The organism is Prochlorococcus sp. MIT 0801, assembly GCF_000757865.1.
Taxonomy (GTDB): domain Bacteria; phylum Cyanobacteriota; class Cyanobacteriia; order PCC-6307; family Cyanobiaceae; genus Prochlorococcus_B.
This window is the reverse complement of the sequence record NZ_CP007754.1, coordinates 1,245,031-1,262,070: the sequence shown is the minus strand read 5'-3', so window position 1 is coordinate 1,262,070 and position 17,040 is coordinate 1,245,031. Positions and strand designations below refer to the sequence as shown.

Sequence of the window (17,040 nt, the reverse complement as noted above, 5' to 3'; positions counted from 1 at the left end):
TAACATGTCAACTCAGAAATCTATTAAATTATCAGACTATGTTGAATATCCTTTTCTAATACCAAGTATATATTTAGATTTTGATATTGGTTCGGATTATGTTGTTGTTCAATCTTCAATGATAATTAAGCCAAAGAAGAAAGAATCTTCAAAGCTTATTCTCCAGGGTAATCAAATTAAATTATTATCAATATCAATAAATGGAAAAGAATTGAATCTGCCTGAATATTCTATTTCCGATAAAGTCTTGATTATAAATAGTACTCCAGTCTCAGAATTTGAATTAAAAATAATATCTCAAATAGATCCTTTTAGAAATACATCGCTAGAAGGATTATATCTAAGCTCAGGAATGTTAACTACACAATGTGAGGCTGAAGGATTTAGAAGAATCTGTTATCATCCTGATAGGCCAGATGTTTTAAGTAGATATACAGTAAGATTAGAGGCAGACAGGAATTTGTATCCTATATTATTGTCTAATGGGAATGAGAAATATTCAGGTAACTTAAATAATAATAGGCATGAAATTATATGGGAAGATCCCTTCCCAAAACCTTGCTATTTATTCGCTTTAGTTGCTGGTAAATTAAATTCAGTCTTAGATTCATATCTAACAAATACTGGAAGATTAATTGATATTAAAATTTATGTGGAAAAAGGAGACGAAAGATATATAAAACATGCTTTAAACTCTCTAAAAAAAGCAATGAAATGGGATGAGGTTAATTATGGTCTTGAATATGATTTAGATGAATATAAAATTGTTGCTGTGAGGCATTTTAATATGGGAGCGATGGAAAATAAGGGGCTAAATATTTTTAATTCAAAGTTGGTATTGGCTGACTCAAAGACTGCGACTGATGATGAATTAGAGAGAATAGAAAGTGTTATAGCTCACGAATATTTTCACAATTGGACTGGCAATAGAATTACATGTCGCGATTGGTTTCAGCTTTCATTAAAAGAAGGCCTGACAGTTTTTAGAGATCAATCTTTTACCTCAGATCTACATAGTAAAGGACTAAAAAGAATAGAAGATGTTTCCTTACTTAGGAATTTTCAATTTGCTGAAGATAAGGGTCCTACCTCTCATGCGGTGAAGCCTAAAGAGTATGTAGCTATCGATAACTTTTATACAACAACAATATATGAGAAGGGTGCTGAGTTGATAAGAATGCTTGAGCTATTGCTAGGGAAAGAAAAGTTCTTTAGAGGTATTAATCTCTATATTAAAACCTTTGATGGTAGTGCAGCTACAACTGAGGATTTTATTAATTCATTAATAAAAGGTGCTTATTTGGAAGAAAAAAACTGTCCTTTTGATTTAGAAAAATTTCTTAATTGGTATTATAAATCAGGTACTCCAAAAGTTCTGATAAATCAATCTTGGGATTCAAAACATTCAATTTTGAATGTCTCTTTTGAGCAGAAAATAGATAGCGAAATTAATAGTGGAAATACGGAAATGGTTATACCAATTCTTTATTCCTGTTATAGCAGAGAAAAAGGAACTACACCTATAGTTGAAGATAATTTATTTATTTTAGATAAAAATAAGAAGAATTTAAAAATAAATACTCCCCCAGGTGAGAAAGAAGCTCCGGTTTTATCACTTTTTAGAAGATTTTCTTCACCTGTTGTTTGGGAATCTGATTTGCTTTTAGATGACTATCTTTTCCTTTTCTTAAATGACAATGATTATTTTTCTAGGTGGGACTCTGGTCAGTATTTGATGCGTGAGATTTTGAAAACTAGGCTTAATAATGAAGCCAATTATTCTTTGGAAGATAGGTTTATTAATGCTATTAAACAAAACATTAAATCTTTAGAATTTAATGATCCTTTTTTCTTAGCAACTCTTTTAAAAATACCTGGTTTTGCAGAATTGGAATCCTTATTCAAAAAAGTGGATCCAATAAGAATTTATAGAGAGTCAATAGATTTCCAAGTTTTAATTGGTAATGAAATTATTCAAGAGCTGCGAATAATAGCTAAAAATTTATTAGTTAATATTGATCTTCAATGGCCAATGGGTAAAGGAGAGAGAAAACTATTAGGAACCATATGGTTTTATTTATCTCTTGCAGGCGATAGAAATGTGCAAAGAAATTGTGTTGAATCAATTAGTCATTCTTCAATGACAATATCAAGAGCGGCTTTAGGAGCATTAAAGCTACTCGATAACACTTTGACTGAAGAAGGTTCAAATTTGTTTTATAACCTTTGGAAAGAAAATCCAGTAGTCTTAGACTCCTGGTTTGCTTATGAGGCCTCAAGACCTCATAGGGTAGGAATTGATAGGATTGAAAAATTACTTTCACATCCTAAATTTGATTGGAAGGCTCCAAATGCCATTCGAGCTGTTCTCGGCGGATTTAGTAAAAATATTGATTTGTTTCATTCTCTAGATGGACAAGGTTATTTATTTATGGCTGATAAATTAATAGAGGTAGATAAAATTAATCCAATAACGGCTTCAAGAATGGTAAAAGTTTTTAGTAAATGGAAAACTTATATAGATAAAAATAAGAAAGGGATGTATGAATCACTATTAAAATTAAATAAAGCAAATTTATCTTCTAATACAAGAGAAGTCGTGGAACTGATTTTGAAGTAAATTTGAAAATTTATCTGAACATTGAGCTAACAGAACTTTCTTCATGAATTCTCCAGATAGCTTCTCCAAGCATATTCGCAACTGATAAGACCTTCAATTGTGAGAAATCTAAATTACTTGGAACAGGAATACTATTAGTAACAATAACTTGTTCAAAAAGGCCTTCTTTTGAAAGTCTCTCGTAAGCAGGTGGAGAGAAAACAGCATGAGATGCACATGCAATAACTTTTTTAGCCCCCTCTTTCCTAAGTAATTCAGCTCCTGCGCAAATAGTACCTCCAGTGTCAATCATGTCATCAATCAATATTGCAGTTTTGCCAGAAACTTCCCCAATCACTGTAAGGCTTTCGGCAACATTATGCCCTGAGCGACGTTTATCAATAATGGCTAGAGGTGAGTCCTTCATTTGCTTCGCAAAAGCTCTGGCTCTGGCTACACCACCTACATCCGGCGAGACGACTACGATTTCATCAAGCTTCATGGTTGATAAATAATCAACTAAAACAGGTGAACCATATATGTGATCGCAGGGGATATCGAAATAACCTTGAATTTGTGCGGAATGTAAGTCCATTGCGAGGACTCTATCTACTCCTGATTTGACAAGAATATTTGCGGTTAGCTTCGCAGTTATGGACTCTCTACCTGCTGTCTTTCTGTCTGCTCTGGCGTAACCAAAATATGGAATTACAGCTGTAATTTGTCTAGCAGATGCTCTTTTACAAGCATCCACCATGATCATAAGCTCCATTAAGCTGTCATTAACAGGAGCACAGGTTGGTTGTATTAGAAAAACATCACATCCTCTTATTGATTGCTGGATTTGAACATAGAGCTCTCCATCTGCGAACCTTTTTGAAACAAGAGGTACATTGTTTACCCCCATATAAGTCGCAATTTCTTTAGCTAATGCTGTATTGGATGTCCCACTAATTAATCTGAGTCTATTAGTGTCATGCTCGAAACTACTAGGCTCAGGATTCGCTGCAGTAATAAAACTGGTCACGGTTCCACAGCAAGCGATAAATGATATTTACTAATCTACCTTTATGTTGAGACATGATCATATAAAAGTTTTTTTATATTTTTTCTTTTAAGTGAAAAATCTAATGTTTTGAACTAGGAATCATTGGCCTGCCTTTTGTTTGAGCTGACCATGTGAAAGTAATCTAATCTGAAGAATTTTCTTTTGAAAACATATATAATTTGACTTCCGGTAAAGGCTTAAAGATTTCTAACGGTAATTTGGTCGAAAACACAAAGTTAGAGAGAGCTTGATTTATGTAATGAGGTCTTTAAAAGCAAGCTTTTGTTTAGAATGAAAAATATAAAGTCTCAAATTAAATTTTTCCTCGCTTGGATGGGTTACTTCAAAATCTTATTAAACCGTTTATCTAAATAATACTATTCTTGGAAAGAAATAATTTAAGGATCTTAATTTAACGCAAGAAAAAATCTGGCTTTTCTAAATTAAATTTTATATTGTTAATTAATTTGTTAATATAAAATTGCTAAAGTTATTTTTTTGATATTTAAGAAGAATATTTCCAATCTAAATGGAATTCATTTTGAATTTAATAAAAAAATAGCATTATTAGTATTTCTTTCCTATTTTTTATACATAACAAAAAGTGAAATTGGAAAGAAATTCAGGAATCCTTCTACATCCAACCTCATTACCTGATAGTCCTGTCTGCGGTAGTTTTGGTAAACCTGCTAGAGAATGGCTTAATGAACTTGCTGCCTCTGGAATAGGTGTGTGGCAATTTTTACCTCTTGCTCCTACTGATTCATTTGGATCTCCATATAGCTCTCCATCAAGTTTTGCTTTCAACCCGTGGTTCCTTGATCTAAATGATTTAGTGAGGGATGGATTCTTAGCTAGTAATCTAGAAGATTTTTCTTCTACAAATGATTGTTTTGAAAATAGAGTTGACTTTCATTTAGCAAACTCAAAAGTTAAGTCCTTACGTTTTTCTTTGGTTGATTATTGGGACAAACAGAATAAAACTATTCAAGAAGAATTTGAAATGTGGTGCTCCAAACAATTTTGGTTAGATGACCATTCCATATTTATGGAACTAAAGATTCAAAACAATGATCTTCCATGGTGGGAATGGCCAGACGAATATGCAGATCGAGACAAGAAAGAATTAGAAAATTGGAAAAAAAATAATCAAAGAGAATTATTAGGCCATAATCTTCTTCAGTGGCATTTAGATAGGCAGTGGAAATCAATAAGAGAGCTTGCTAAAAATCTAGAAATTTTTTTATTTGGAGATGTCCCTTTTTATGTATCAAAAGATAGCGCTGATGTATGGAGTAATCGGTCATTATTTTCTATTTTAACTAATTCAGATACATTCCTTCAAAGTGGTGTCCCGCCTGATTATTTTTCTGAAACCGGTCAGCTTTGGGGGAACCCTGTTTATCGTTGGAGTAGGCACAAAGCATGTAAATATAGATGGTGGAGAAAACGAATTTCAAGACATCTAGAACAGGTTGATTTTTTACGCCTTGATCATTTTCGAGCTCTCGAAGCTTTTTGGGCAATTCCCGGTAAAGATAAAACAGCTGAGAATGGAATTTGGTTACCTTCTCCAGGGAAAGAGATACTAAGTTTAATCAAAAAAGATTGCGGCGGCTCACTCCCTTTAGTTGCTGAAGATTTAGGGCTCATAAACTCAAAAGTTGAAAAGTTACGTGATGATTACCAATTAGCAGGAATGAAGATACTCCAATTTGCTTTTGATGGAAATTTAGAAAATCCTTATTTGCCTGAGAATATTAAAGAGGAGAATTGGATTGTTTATACGGGAACCCATGATAATTCAACTTCACTTGGCTGGTGGAAAGAAATGGATGAAGGTAGAAAAGAACAAATCAGAGAAAGGATTTTTGATTATGAGAATTTTACTTCTTGGGAATTGATTCGAATAGGAATGGAAACCAAAGCCAAATTATTTGTAGCACCTATGCAAGATATATTAAATCTCGATGATAGCTGTCGATTAAATAAACCTGGCACAGTAGAAAATAATTGGTCATGGAGATTACCGAAAAATGATTTAAATATTAGAGAAGCTTTAAAAAAATATGGTGATTTAGCTCAAGCAAATAAAAGATAAAGTTAATTTTCTTTTTGCTTATTAATTATATTTTTATCCTCTATAAAATTCTTTTCTATAATAATGGGTTCTGTGGAAATACTATTTATTTTTATAAGATATTTTTGCTGACTATTAAGAGCTAATATTGATAATAGCATAATAATGAGATAAAATAGGCTTCCAATCCAGCTATTAAGAAAGTCTATATTTATAAAATTAAATTTAAATCTAGAGACAGTATTAGTAGTGCCTTTTTTTGTTGATAAACCATTTAGACTACCTATTTCTAAATTGAGCTTAAGCTCAAGAGTTTTGATCATTGAAATTAAATAGGTTTTTTCTGGTAAATACTTTTCCCATCCATTTTCAATAGCTATTAATACATTCCTTGAAATTTTGGTCTCTTTTGCAAGTGTCTCTAATGAAATTCCAACTTTCATTCTTTGAGCTTTAAATAAATTAATTGCCTTATAAAATTCATTTTCAACGCGAGTTTTATCATGAGAATCAGATAAAACCGATGAGGATTTTTTAAAGGGAATGTTTAATGCCATAAAACACAAATGTTTTAATTAATAATTGAAATCCATTCCGTTGTCTTTAGTTCTCGCCACTTACCTTCTTGTAAGCCATTTAAATTTATATTTGAGATCGATATTCTTTGCAAATCTTGAACTGGATGTCCAAGAAGAGTTGCTATTTTGCGAATTTGTCGATTTCGTCCCTCTTTTATAATCACTTTAAGAAGAGTCTTTTGATTAACTCTATCCAAAACTTCTATTCTTGCTGGCATTGTCATTTTGTCATCAAGTAAAATGCCTCTTCTCCAATGATCTAATATTAATTGTTTTGGCTGACCACTTACCCAAACCAGATAAGTTTTTGTGTGGGAGTATTTGGGATGTGTAAGCCTTAAAGTTAAGTCTCCATTATTGGTAAGCAGAATGGCTCCTCTGCTATCAAAATCTAACCTCCCAACAGGATAAATCCCACAACGTAAATGTGATGGGAGAAAACTTAAAATTGTTTTTCTTCCATGATTATCTTGGCAGCTAGATATGACCCCATAAGGTTTGTTTAGTAGAAAAACTTTATGGTTTAGCTTCTTTGGTAAATCTCTCCCGTCGACTAAAATATGGTCAGAGTTAGGATCTGCTTTCTCTCCAATAATAGCTTGCCTTCCATTTAATGTTACTCTGCCTTGTTTTATTAGTAATTCAGCCTTCCGTCTTGATAAAAGACCAGATTGAGATATTATCTTTTGTAATCTATTAAGTGACATTATTTCTAAACTACATATTTAATATTATTTGAATTAGGTTTGAAAACAGTAGATAGGATCGAATTTAATTAGAAAAAATCATCTATTTCTTTAACTGTTCCAGCTTTTACTTGGATCAACAAATCTTTAATGGCTTTCCACATGCTGACGCCAAAAAGAATTGAGATTAATGAAGAAAATATTAGAGATTTTATAATAGAAAAGTTTATAATGCTTAAGGCGCTTACGAAAATAATTGTTAGACCCGTGAAAAATGAAAACCAACTAGATATTGTTCTAGGGTCCTCTAGCGGTAGGGGAGATATCTGTTTTGATGACCATTTATTTAGTTTTGATTTCATAATGTCTGCAAATATCAATCCAGACATTAGACAAATAAAAGCACCACACGAAAGCCAAAAAATTGGATCTTCAATTGGCTTTATTTGTTGATAATCGGAAATGAATTCATCTATACCTTGTAAATCTGCATCATCTAAACTGGCTGTCATTAATGTGATTATATTTTGAATACTAATATTTATCATGTTTTTAATCTTTATTATATTTTATGGAAATCATCTACGCAACTTGTGTCTTGTTTTGTTTTCTAAGACCTGAAGCCATTCTTAAAGGATTGAAGGTTTTCCGTACTAGTTTAATTAATTGTTTCATATCTTTAGTATCAATCCTTTCGTCTTTAATAATACTCATTAATAAATTTTTCCTTATTAATGAGCCTCTAGAGCTGGTTAGAAGCTTTAAACCTGCTCCTGCTACTGGTATTAGCTCTTTAGCTGGTGTGCTCGAGTCTTGGACTAGTACGTCAAATAGATTTTCTATTCGCTCAACTCTTAAGTGTCCATTCTGATCAAATATGACGTCTAATAGTATGTTTATCATCTCATTAGTATCTGAAGTTAATAATCTTTTAGCTACGTATGGATATGCCAAATCTATAATTTTAAAATCAGGATCTAATCGAATAGCAAGTCCTTCTTGGCTGATTACTGCTCTAATGATTAATGCAAATCTTGCGGGGACTCTAAAGGGATAATCAAACATTAATTCAGAGAATTTGTTGGTAATCTCTTTGAAATTAAAAGATGCAACATCTTTACCAATTGCACTCCCAAGCACTTCTTTTAATACAGGTACCAGAGGCTTAAGGTCTTCATCTTTACTTAGAAAACCTAGCTTTTGAAAATCTTTTGCAACAGAATGAAAATCATTGTTTATTAGGTGAACAATTGCACCAGTAAGAGTTAATCTATCTACCTCTGAAATTGAGTCCATCATTCCGAAATCTACATAGGCTATGTTTCCTAAGTCACCATTATGACCTTCCAAAGCAAACATATTTCCTGGATGAGGATCTGCATGAAAATATCCAAATTCCAATAATTGCTGTATGCCGCTGATAACACCAGTTCTTATAAGTTTTGATGGATTTAAATGATTTTGAATTAATTCATTTCTATCTTTTAGTTTTGTGCCATCAATCCAGCTTGTGGTTAGTACTTTTATAGTTGATAAATGTCTTTCTACTTTTGGTATAGTTACTGAATTATTGTTGTGGAAGAGGTTTGAAAATTTTTCAGCATTATTCGCTTCTTTTTTATAATCAATTTCGTCAAATAAACTTCTTCCAAACTCATCTATTATTTCACCTAATCCGAACCCAAGATTTAATGGAAGTATGGGCGCACTGAGGACACCAAGTATTTTTATAATTACTATATCTCTTCTAATGTTGAAAATCAGATTAGGCCTCTGAACTTTTACTGCTACCCAATAATTACTAAATAATTTTGCTTTATAAACCTGACCAAGACTAGCTGAGGCTATTGGTTTAGATGGGAAGTCTTCAAAAAGTTCATTTGCTGGTTTCCCTAGCTCATTTTCAATAATCTCAAGTGCTTTTTCATGAGAAAATGAGGGTAAATTATCTTGTAGGTTTGTTAATTCTTCCAGCCAATCTTTTCTTATTAGATCTGGCCTAGTTGAAAGTGCTTGCCCTACTTTTATAAAACAGGGGCCAAGATCAATAAGTGTTTTAAGTAGAAATTTAGCTAGTTTCTTTTGAGTTTTGTCTTCATTGCTTGAACCTTGAAATATGAGTCTTGCTAGTAGAAGTGATATTGCACCAACTATCTGAATAAATCTAGGGACCAATATCCATGGCCTTAAAATCAACCAGGTTAAATCTCTTTTGAAATCGTATTTCATGAATTCATCATAAGTTCTTTTAGCTACCCATCTAAAAAGTTCTTTTGATTTGCTTACTGATCAATTTAACTACATTGATTTTAGGTAAATGTTTTATTCTATGGGGCTTTTAAACTTGCTTTCTGCTAATAGAAACGAAAATCTTTTTTTACCAGCACATGGAAGAGGAAATGCTCTACCAAAAAACATAAAAACCTTATTGAGGCTTAGACCAGGTATTTGGGACTTGCCTGAGCTTTTTGAGATAGGTGGCCCGTTGATTAGTGAAGGAGCAATAGCCGAAAGTCAAAAGTCTTCTGCCTATGAAGTGGGTGTTGATAGATGTTGGTATGGAGTTAATGGTGCGACAGGTCTACTCCAAAGTTCATTGCTTGCTCTAGCTCGTCCTGGTCAAGCTGTTCTCATGCCAAGAAATATTCATAAAAGCTGTATTCAAGCATGCCTTTTTGGAGGCTTAACACCATTACTTTTCGATGTCCCTTATCTCACTGATAGGGGCCATGCCTCTGTTCTTGAGAGGAAATGGCTACAGAGGGTTTTAAAAAAAGCAAAAGAATTTGAAGAGGATATAGCAGCGGTAGTTTTAGTTAACCCCACATATCAAGGATATTGTGCAGATATAGAATCTTTGATTAAAGAGATTCATTCTCATTCCTTGCCAGTTTTGGTTGATGAAGCTCATGGAGCTTACTTAATCAGTCAAATAAGACCAGATTTACCTAAGTCAGCTCTATCTTTTGGTGCAGATCTTGTTGTTCACTCTCTTCATAAATCTGCATCAAGTTTAGTTCAATCTGCGGTTTTATGGTCGCAAGGCGACAAGGTAGATCCATTTAAAATAGAGAGAGCTATTGAGTTACTTCAAACTTCAAGCCCAAGTTCTCTCTTGTTAGCTTCTTGTGAAAGTTCAATAAAGGAACTTATTGAACCTAATGGGATAAAGAAACTGAGATCGCGTATAGATGAAGCTGAGGTATTGAAAGATTTTTTGATTAACAAAGAAGTTCCTCTCCTTGAGAACAATGATCCACTAAAAATAATTCTCCACACGTCAAAATTTGGTTTAAGTGGTATTGAAGTTGATAAAAGCTTTATGAAAAAAAGAATAATTGGAGAGTTGGCTGAGCCAGGAACTCTAACTTTTTGTCTTGGCCTCTCATCTCACAAGAGATTAGGCAAAAGATTTGTAAGAATTTGGAATCAAATCCTTTCATCTTATTGTAAACAAAAACCTTGTTTTTTCAAAAGACCTCCTTTCAGTATCGTCTCTAAGCCATACAAGCCATGTTCTGATTCTTGGGGATCAGATTTTGAGAAGGTAAATCTAAAAGATTCTATTGGAAGAATTTCTGTTGAGATGGTCTGCCCTTATCCTCCTGGAATACCTTTATTGATTCCTGGTGAGATTTTGGACGAAGCTCGTGTTGATTGGTTGATAGAGCAAAAAAGCTTTTGGCCTGAACAAATTTCTGATTTTGTAAGAGTTATTTCTTGATTAATAATATCTACTCATCAGCTATAATAAAATTTATTATTAATAACCCCTTTTAAGTATGTTTTATAAACGAAATCTATATTTTTTCACCTAATTTAATGTTTTTAGCTGTTTCGAAAAAGAGATTATTAAGTGGACTTATCGTTGGAGCTTTTGGTTTTTTAATAGTTTCTCTTGGAGATTGGTGGTTTTCTGTTGCAATAAGTTTAATTGTTCATTTGGCTCTTCTAGAGTTCTTTCGGATGGCAGAATTTACTGGGATAAGACCAGCTACTAAGACAACATTGTTAGCATGTCAAATATTACTTTTCTTCACTCAATTATCTTCTAAAGGATATATATCTATTGAAATATCAGATGCTATTTTGCCATTATCTGGTGCCGCTATTTGTGGTTGGTTATTACTCCAACCTGTTACTGGTTCCATTGCTGATGTAGCAGCATCAATATTCGGATTATTTTATTTAGGTTTCTTGCCAAGTCATTGGATTAAGTTAAGAAATCTTTTAGAGACTGATTTAACAAATAATTTTAACTTGATTCCCACTGATTGGTCATCATCTATTACTTTTGGGATGCTAATAACTTTTTCTACATGTTTTATGATAGTTGGATTTGATATAGGCTCTTATTTTGTTGGTAAGAAGTTTGGTAATCACTCATTATCACCAATTTCACCTTCTAAAACTATTGAGGGAGTTATTGGTGGATTATTATTCTCAATATTTATAGGAGCCTGTTTCGGCTATCTACTTAGATGGGAATTTGGAATATTAATAGGAATTTTTATTGGTGTTTTAGTAGCCTTATTTTCTCTAGTTGGAGACCTTACAGAATCAATGTTGAAGAGGAATGCAGGCTTAAAAGATTCAGGTGATTTTTTACCTGGTCATGGAGGCATTCTCGATAGAATAGATAGTTATTTATTTACTCCAGCCATTGTATTTTATATAGTGTTATTACTATCACCATTAATTATATCCTGAAATAACTAAAAACTAATAGAAGAACTTGCGAAAACATTAATTAAGTTATTTTCTATATTTATATTTTTAATATAAATTTTATCTTCAATCGGTATTTGAATTTTCTTATTATATGTTTTATTTTCTAAATAGACTTTACCTTTCTCTGTTTTAATGTTAATCTTCTCATCTTGATTTATATCAATATCCTTTTTAGAAGCTCTCATTAACAACTGAGCATTCTTTATTTTTATATCTATTAATTTTTCTTTGTTTAATATTTCCTTGCTAATGTTATCTCCAATCCAATTCCAATTTTTTGATAATAGAATTTTTTTAAGTGAGTCTTGAGACCATGAGATTTTGAATTCAATTAAAGGGTCATTTGTGAAAAATAGTTCTTTAGTTGTTAATTTAAAATTAATATTAAGATTATCTGATTCTAGGCGAAGTTCATCAAAAAAAACATCTTTATAATTAATATCCTCAGCGGAAATTTTAATTTTTTGTATTTCACCTTTAATGATTTGAGTGGAAGTGGACGTAATATCTATTTTAATGTTTCTAATCTTTTTACATTCTTTTATCAGTAAGATTTTTATACCCTGCTCTAATAATTTAGTAAAAACTCCTTTCTCTTTAGTCCATTTGGCTATCAATTTATTTCTAAAATTTTGCCCAAGCATCCGCAACTAATTTTGGTTCTTCCAAGTGTGGAAGATGTCCTGAATTTAAGGCTATTTCTATGTTTGAATGATAATTCCTGAAGGTTTCTTCCTTTTCGTTGTTAGGAATGATTCTGTCATATTTACCTAAAATTATTTTTAGTGCTTGAGTTGGTTTTGGGAGTCCACAGCCAGATACTCCACCATCTGCGGCGAAGTCTGCTAGTGATGATTGCCAACCAGGAACTTTTAAATGTATTGAGGCGATTTGTTCTTCTGCAGGACCAACACTATTTGTTGGATCAGCGAATGCCTGTTTACACAATCCTCTTCGGACAAAAGGTCGACTAAGGAAAAAGGCCCCCAAATGATTCAATGGCCATGGGATCTTTGGGTTTTTGCCTGCTAAGCCTGCTGGTGATAAAAGTAGTAATTTATTGATCCTCTTTGGGTTTTGTCTCGCTAGTTCTAGAGCTAAAGCTCCTCCCATTGAGGCACCTATTACTCCTATAGGTTGATTATTTGAAAAATAATTTAAAATAGAATTCAAGTGTTTCATTATATATTTAAACCCATACTTGTTACCACTAGATCTAGGGCAAAAACCAAATCCATATAGATCTGGAATGATTAATTTATTTTTCTTTTTTAGAATAGGTATTAGACGTCTATATTCAAGAAAGCAGCTATCAAAGCCATGAATAAGAATGATTTTCTTTCCTTTACCTGTTAAAACTGTTGGAAATAAATCAGATTTATTTGATGAAATATTCTCTAATTCTATCCATTTTAAATCTTCAAAAAGTTTTCTAGCTTGATTGTCTATAATTTTATTTCGTATTTCATTTATATATGCCTTTGTGGCATTTGATGCATCTATATTTTTCTTTACTTCTTGATTCAAAGCTCTTAAGTATTATTTATTTATATTTTGGAGCCTGTTGGCATGGATTTTAAACTTTGAATAGCCCCTAAAAGGTCTTTTTCATTTACTGGGAAAGGTAATTTATGAATATCAGAGTCATCATTACAGGTAAATTCACATGCTTTATATAAATCATTCGAGGTAATATTTCTAAAACAAATAGACTCAATTGAAATAGGAAGATTTAGTTGCGAGAAGAAATCTAAAAGTTGTGTCTTAGCTTGTTTTGGTAATTGGCTGTTTGAATTTTTTTCTTCTAGATGTAATTGTACGAGCAAGCCAAATCCAACAAGTTCTCCATGAAGTGGTTTGTTTGTGTATGTAAGTTGCGTTAATCCATTGTGTATAGGATGCGCTGCTGCTGTTCTGCATCTAGAGCCACCAAGCCCTCCTATTATCCCAGCAGTTAAAGCACATCCTTCTGCAACAGTTTCCCAAGAATTGCTTAATGGATCTAAGAAAGCTTTGTGACCGTTTAAAAATAATTGATCGCGTAAAACCCTAGCCATCTGAACTGCTTGCTGAACAAAACCATCTTGACTTGAACTACTTGTTAGGGATGACTCGTACCATTTCGCGACAGCATCTGCCATCCCGCTGGCAAGTGTTCTTGGTGGGGCGGCTCTAACAATTTTATGATCAAAGATCAATAAGTTTGGGCAGCTTTTTAAAGTTACATCTTTTACGAACTTTCCATCGGGAGTATAAATATTAGATAAAGCAGTCCATCCAGCACATGTGGATGCACTTAATGGAACAGTTATGCAATTAATGCCAAGTAAATCGGCTATTAGTTTCCCTGCATCAAGTACTTTCCCACCTCCTGCAGCAATAATCCCATCACAGTGATTGTTTTTTGAAATTAGATATGCATTTTGGATATCTATTTCACAGCAATCATACTCTAGATCGATAGAGATTGATTGAAGGCCTTTTAATAGAAGATCATTTTTGAATGAGGTTCTTATTTTTTTGGTAGAGCTACTTCTGCCAATTATTAAAGGCTTTTTGCATAATTTAGCTATTAGATCTAATGATTTAAGCCATGCACCCTCCCCTCTAATGACATTTGAAGGTGAAATGCTGTGCTTAGTTGTTAACATATTAATTTTCTGTTTAAAAGTTAAACAGCGGCGCTTGCTAATTCTGGTTTAGAACCATTTTTCCCAAGATGCTTAACAATTACTTTTTTACTTTCATCTATATCTACCTCAGCTTTGTCTCCGTCTTTTATCCTCCCAGATAACACTTCTTCAGCAAGGCTATCTTCCAATAGCCTCATCACTGCTCTTCTTAAAGGTCTTGCACCATAAGAAGGATTGTATCCTTCTTCAACTAATCTTTCTTTGAAATCCTCTGAAACAGTTAAAGATATACCTTTCTCTTTTATCCTTAAGAATACCTCTTTCAACATTATTTCTGCGATGTCTTTAACTTCGTCTCTGGAAAGCTGTCTGAATACAATTATTTCATCTAATCTATTGAGGAATTCAGGGCGGAAATATTGCTTTAATTCTTCATTTACCAGTGATTTAATTCGATTATATTGAGAATCTTCTAAGTTTTCACCAGAAAATTCAAATCCCAATCCGCCGCCACCTTTCTCTATAACTTTAGATCCAATATTAGAAGTCATTATTATTAAAGTATTTTTGAAATCAACAGTTCTTCCTTTTGAATCTGTTAATCTCCCCTCCTCCAGTAATTGAAGAAGAAGATTGAACACATCTGGATGAGCTTTTTCTATCTCATCGAACAAAACTACTGTATAAGGTCTTCTTCTTACAGCTTCTGTTAATTGTCCACCTTCATTAAAACCTACGTAACCAGGAGGAGATCCTATTAATTTACTAACAGTATGTCTTTCCATGAATTCAGACATATCTAGACGTATCATTGCTTCTTCACTACCAAAGAAATACGCTGCTAAAGCCTTTGTTAATTCAGTTTTCCCCACTCCCGTTGGACCAGAAAAAATGAAGCTGGCAATAGGTCTGTTTGGGTTCTTGAGGCCCACTCTTGCTCTCCTGATTGCTTTTGAAACAGCTTTTACAGCTTCGTCCTGACCTATCAGTCTTTGATGTAATGTTTCTTCCATATTTAGAAGTTTGACTGATTCACTCTCAGTTAATTTCTGAACAGGAACACCAGTCCATGAAGCAACAATATGAGCAATGTCTTCTTCATTAACTACTGGTTGAGAAACCTTTAAGTCTTCAGACTGAGTAATAGTTTGCTCGGATGCATCATTATTATCCTGTGGAATATTATTAGTATCGGGATTCTCATTTGATGAGGGTTTTTGTCTTATATTCTGCAATAGATTTCTTATTTTATCTCTAAGTTCAACTTCTTTTTCTCTTAGCTCTCCTGCTTGGGTGAAATTTTGATCTCTGACTGCTTCTTCTTTACTTTTTTGTATTTTTCTTAATTCTTTATCAACTTCTTTAGCTTCAGGAGGCAATTTGGAGTTGAGTAATCTGACTCGGCTTCCTGCTTCGTCTATGAGGTCTATAGCTTTATCAGGTAAAAAACGATCAGAAATATACCTATCACCAAGATTAGCAGCAGCATCGAGAGCTTCATCCGTAATCTTCAGTCTGTGATGTTGCTCATATCTCTCTCTTAAACCTTTAAGTATTTCGATTGTGTCTTTAATTGAAGGTTCTCCAATCATTACAGGTTGGAATCTTCGCTCTAATGCAGCATCTCTTTCAATATGCTTTCGATACTCATCAAGAGTTGTAGCTCCAATACATTGAAGTTCTCCCCTCGCTAGAGCAGGTTTTAATATGTTTGCAGCGTCAATTGCTCCTTCAGCAGCACCTGCTCCTATCAATGTATGAACTTCATCAATAACAAGAATTACGTTGCCAGCCGATTTAATTTCTTCCATTATTTTCTTTAATCTTTCTTCAAATTCGCCTCTATATTTTGTACCCGCTACAAGTAGACCAATATCAAGGGTCAATACTCTTTTTTCTTCAAGAATGTCAGGAATATTTCCTTGTTGAATTCTCTGTGCAAGTCCTTCAGCTATAGCTGTTTTACCTACTCCTGGTTCTCCTATTAAAACAGGATTATTTTTGGTTCTTCTTCCAAGTATTTGAATTACACGATCAATCTCTGAATGTCTTCCCACTACTGGGTCAAGCTTTGATTCACTAGCTAGCTGAGTAAGGTTTGTTCCAAATTCGTCAAGTGTTACCGTTTTCGTTGATCCTTTTGACGAGCCTGATCCTGTCGTAACTTCTGCGGTTTCACCAAGCATTCTGACAACTTGAGTCCTGACTTTTGTTAAATCAACACCAAGATTTTCAAGAACTCTTGCAGCTACTCCTTCTCCTTCTCTTATGAGACCAAGTAATAGATGTTCGGTACCTATATAGTTATGCCCTAGTTGACGAGCTTCTTCTAATGAAAGTTCAAGTACTCTTTTTGCTCTTGGTGTGAAGGGAATTTCTACTGCAACAAATCCTGAGCCTCTTCCTATTATCTTTTCAACTTCTACCCTTGAATCTTTTAGGTTGACCCCCATTGATTTGAGAACTTTAGCTGCTACACCAGTACCTTCACCTATCAACCCGAGAAGGATTTGTTCTGTTCCGACAAAATTATGCCCAAGGCGTCTTGCTTCTTCTTGGGCAAGCATAATAACTTTTATAGCCTTTTCTGTAAACCTCTCAAACATTTAGCTTTTACCTTTACTATTTAATCCAATTTATCAGGGTTAAGTGTGAAATGTGTACGGTTAAGTTTTTTTTTATAAA

At 33.3% G+C, this 17,040-nt stretch carries 13 protein-coding genes; 4 read left to right on the top strand and 9 right to left on the bottom strand.

The annotated features are described in order from the left end of the window. The first annotated feature begins 4 nt into the window (after positions 1–4). Entirely contained in the window at positions 5–2,620 is a 2,616-nt protein-coding gene (pepN, locus tag EW15_RS06865) for an aminopeptidase N (RefSeq protein ID WP_038653525.1), read from the top strand. A 10-nt stretch (positions 2,621–2,630) separates the two neighbouring features. Here the strand turns inward: pepN and EW15_RS06860 are convergent, their stop codons facing one another. Continuing rightward, complete coding sequence (locus EW15_RS06860; RefSeq protein ID WP_038653522.1) at positions 2,631–3,626, bottom strand: ribose-phosphate pyrophosphokinase; 996 nt, start codon at positions 3,624–3,626, stop codon at positions 2,631–2,633. 625 nt (positions 3,627–4,251) lie between these two features. On the opposite strand from EW15_RS06860, the gene malQ reads away from it, so the two are divergent. After that, positions 4,252–5,748, top strand: a complete 1,497-nt coding sequence (gene malQ / locus EW15_RS06855) for a 4-alpha-glucanotransferase (protein ID WP_038653519.1) — start codon at positions 4,252–4,254, stop codon at positions 5,746–5,748. A 2-nt stretch (positions 5,749–5,750) separates the two neighbouring features. Here the strand turns inward: malQ and EW15_RS06850 are convergent, their stop codons facing one another. The 4 genes from EW15_RS06850 to EW15_RS06835 all read right to left on the bottom strand — a co-directional run bounded on the left by EW15_RS06850 (position 5,751) and on the right by EW15_RS06835 (position 9,220). Then, on the bottom strand, positions 5,751–6,284 hold the full coding sequence (locus EW15_RS06850; protein WP_038653516.1) for a helix-turn-helix transcriptional regulator: 534 nt from the start codon (positions 6,282–6,284) through the stop codon (positions 5,751–5,753). Between the two features lie 14 nt (positions 6,285–6,298). Next, the gene (locus EW15_RS06845; RefSeq protein ID WP_038653513.1) at positions 6,299–7,012 is read right to left on the bottom strand and encodes a pseudouridine synthase; all 714 of its coding nucleotides are present in this window, start codon (positions 7,010–7,012) and stop codon (positions 6,299–6,301) included. 68 nt (positions 7,013–7,080) lie between these two features. Then, positions 7,081–7,503 (bottom strand): hypothetical protein, encoded by a 423-nt coding sequence (locus EW15_RS06840; protein ID WP_225866544.1) that lies wholly within the window; start codon positions 7,501–7,503, stop codon positions 7,081–7,083. Positions 7,504–7,573: 70 nt separating this feature from the next. Then, a complete protein-coding gene (locus EW15_RS06835; protein WP_038653507.1) occupies positions 7,574–9,220 on the bottom strand; it encodes an AarF/ABC1/UbiB kinase family protein in 1,647 nt (548 codons plus the stop codon). A gap of 100 nt (positions 9,221–9,320) precedes the next feature. On the opposite strand from EW15_RS06835, the gene EW15_RS06830 reads away from it, so the two are divergent. Together EW15_RS06830 and EW15_RS06825 are read left to right on the top strand one after the other, a co-directional pair. Beyond that, positions 9,321–10,715: a lysine decarboxylase gene (locus EW15_RS06830; protein WP_038653504.1), complete on the top strand. Its 1,395-nt coding sequence runs from the start codon at positions 9,321–9,323 to the stop codon at positions 10,713–10,715. Between the two features lie 98 nt (positions 10,716–10,813). Further along, positions 10,814–11,701, top strand: coding sequence for a phosphatidate cytidylyltransferase (locus tag EW15_RS06825; protein WP_038653501.1), 888 nt, complete (start codon positions 10,814–10,816; stop codon positions 11,699–11,701). A gap of 5 nt (positions 11,702–11,706) precedes the next feature. On the opposite strand, the gene EW15_RS06820 is transcribed toward EW15_RS06825, so the two are convergent. From EW15_RS06820 to EW15_RS06805, 4 genes are read right to left on the bottom strand one after another with little or no spacing between them, the layout of a single operon-like run. Then, complete coding sequence (locus EW15_RS06820; RefSeq protein WP_225866543.1) at positions 11,707–12,366, bottom strand: hypothetical protein; 660 nt, start codon at positions 12,364–12,366, stop codon at positions 11,707–11,709. After that, the gene (locus tag EW15_RS06815) at positions 12,347–13,249 is read right to left on the bottom strand and encodes an alpha/beta fold hydrolase (RefSeq protein ID WP_052041195.1); all 903 of its coding nucleotides are present in this window, start codon (positions 13,247–13,249) and stop codon (positions 12,347–12,349) included. The genes EW15_RS06820 and EW15_RS06815 overlap by 20 nt, the downstream gene beginning before the upstream one ends. Before the next feature lie 20 nt (positions 13,250–13,269). Further along, positions 13,270–14,373, bottom strand: coding sequence for an iron-containing alcohol dehydrogenase family protein (locus tag EW15_RS06810; RefSeq protein ID WP_038653499.1), 1,104 nt, complete (start codon positions 14,371–14,373; stop codon positions 13,270–13,272). A gap of 20 nt (positions 14,374–14,393) precedes the next feature. Further along, positions 14,394–16,961: an ATP-dependent Clp protease ATP-binding subunit gene (locus EW15_RS06805; protein WP_038653496.1), complete on the bottom strand. Its 2,568-nt coding sequence runs from the start codon at positions 16,959–16,961 to the stop codon at positions 14,394–14,396. Positions 16,962–17,040 lie beyond the last annotated feature (79 nt).

What these genes read in the sequence shown, in the direction of transcription:
- pepN (WP_038653525.1), top strand. Translation starts at nt 5, where the DNA reads ATGTCAACTCAGAAATCTATTAAATTATCAGACTATGTTGAATATCCT.
- EW15_RS06850 (WP_038653516.1), bottom strand. Translation starts at nt 6,284, where the DNA reads ATGGCATTAAACATTCCCTTTAAAAAATCCTCATCGGTTTTATCTGAT.
- EW15_RS06845 (WP_038653513.1), bottom strand. Translation starts at nt 7,012, where the DNA reads ATGTCACTTAATAGATTACAAAAGATAATATCTCAATCTGGTCTTTTA.
- EW15_RS06840 (WP_225866544.1), bottom strand. Translation starts at nt 7,503, where the DNA reads ATGACAGCCAGTTTAGATGATGCAGATTTACAAGGTATAGATGAATTC.
- EW15_RS06835 (WP_038653507.1), bottom strand. Translation starts at nt 9,220, where the DNA reads ATGAAATACGATTTCAAAAGAGATTTAACCTGGTTGATTTTAAGGCCA.
- EW15_RS06830 (WP_038653504.1), top strand. Translation starts at nt 9,321, where the DNA reads ATGGGGCTTTTAAACTTGCTTTCTGCTAATAGAAACGAAAATCTTTTT.
- EW15_RS06825 (WP_038653501.1), top strand. Translation starts at nt 10,814, where the DNA reads ATGTTTTTAGCTGTTTCGAAAAAGAGATTATTAAGTGGACTTATCGTT.
- EW15_RS06820 (WP_225866543.1), bottom strand. Translation starts at nt 12,366, where the DNA reads ATGCTTGGGCAAAATTTTAGAAATAAATTGATAGCCAAATGGACTAAA.
- EW15_RS06810 (WP_038653499.1), bottom strand. Translation starts at nt 14,373, where the DNA reads ATGTTAACAACTAAGCACAGCATTTCACCTTCAAATGTCATTAGAGGG.
- EW15_RS06805 (WP_038653496.1), bottom strand. Translation starts at nt 16,961, where the DNA reads ATGTTTGAGAGGTTTACAGAAAAGGCTATAAAAGTTATTATGCTTGCC.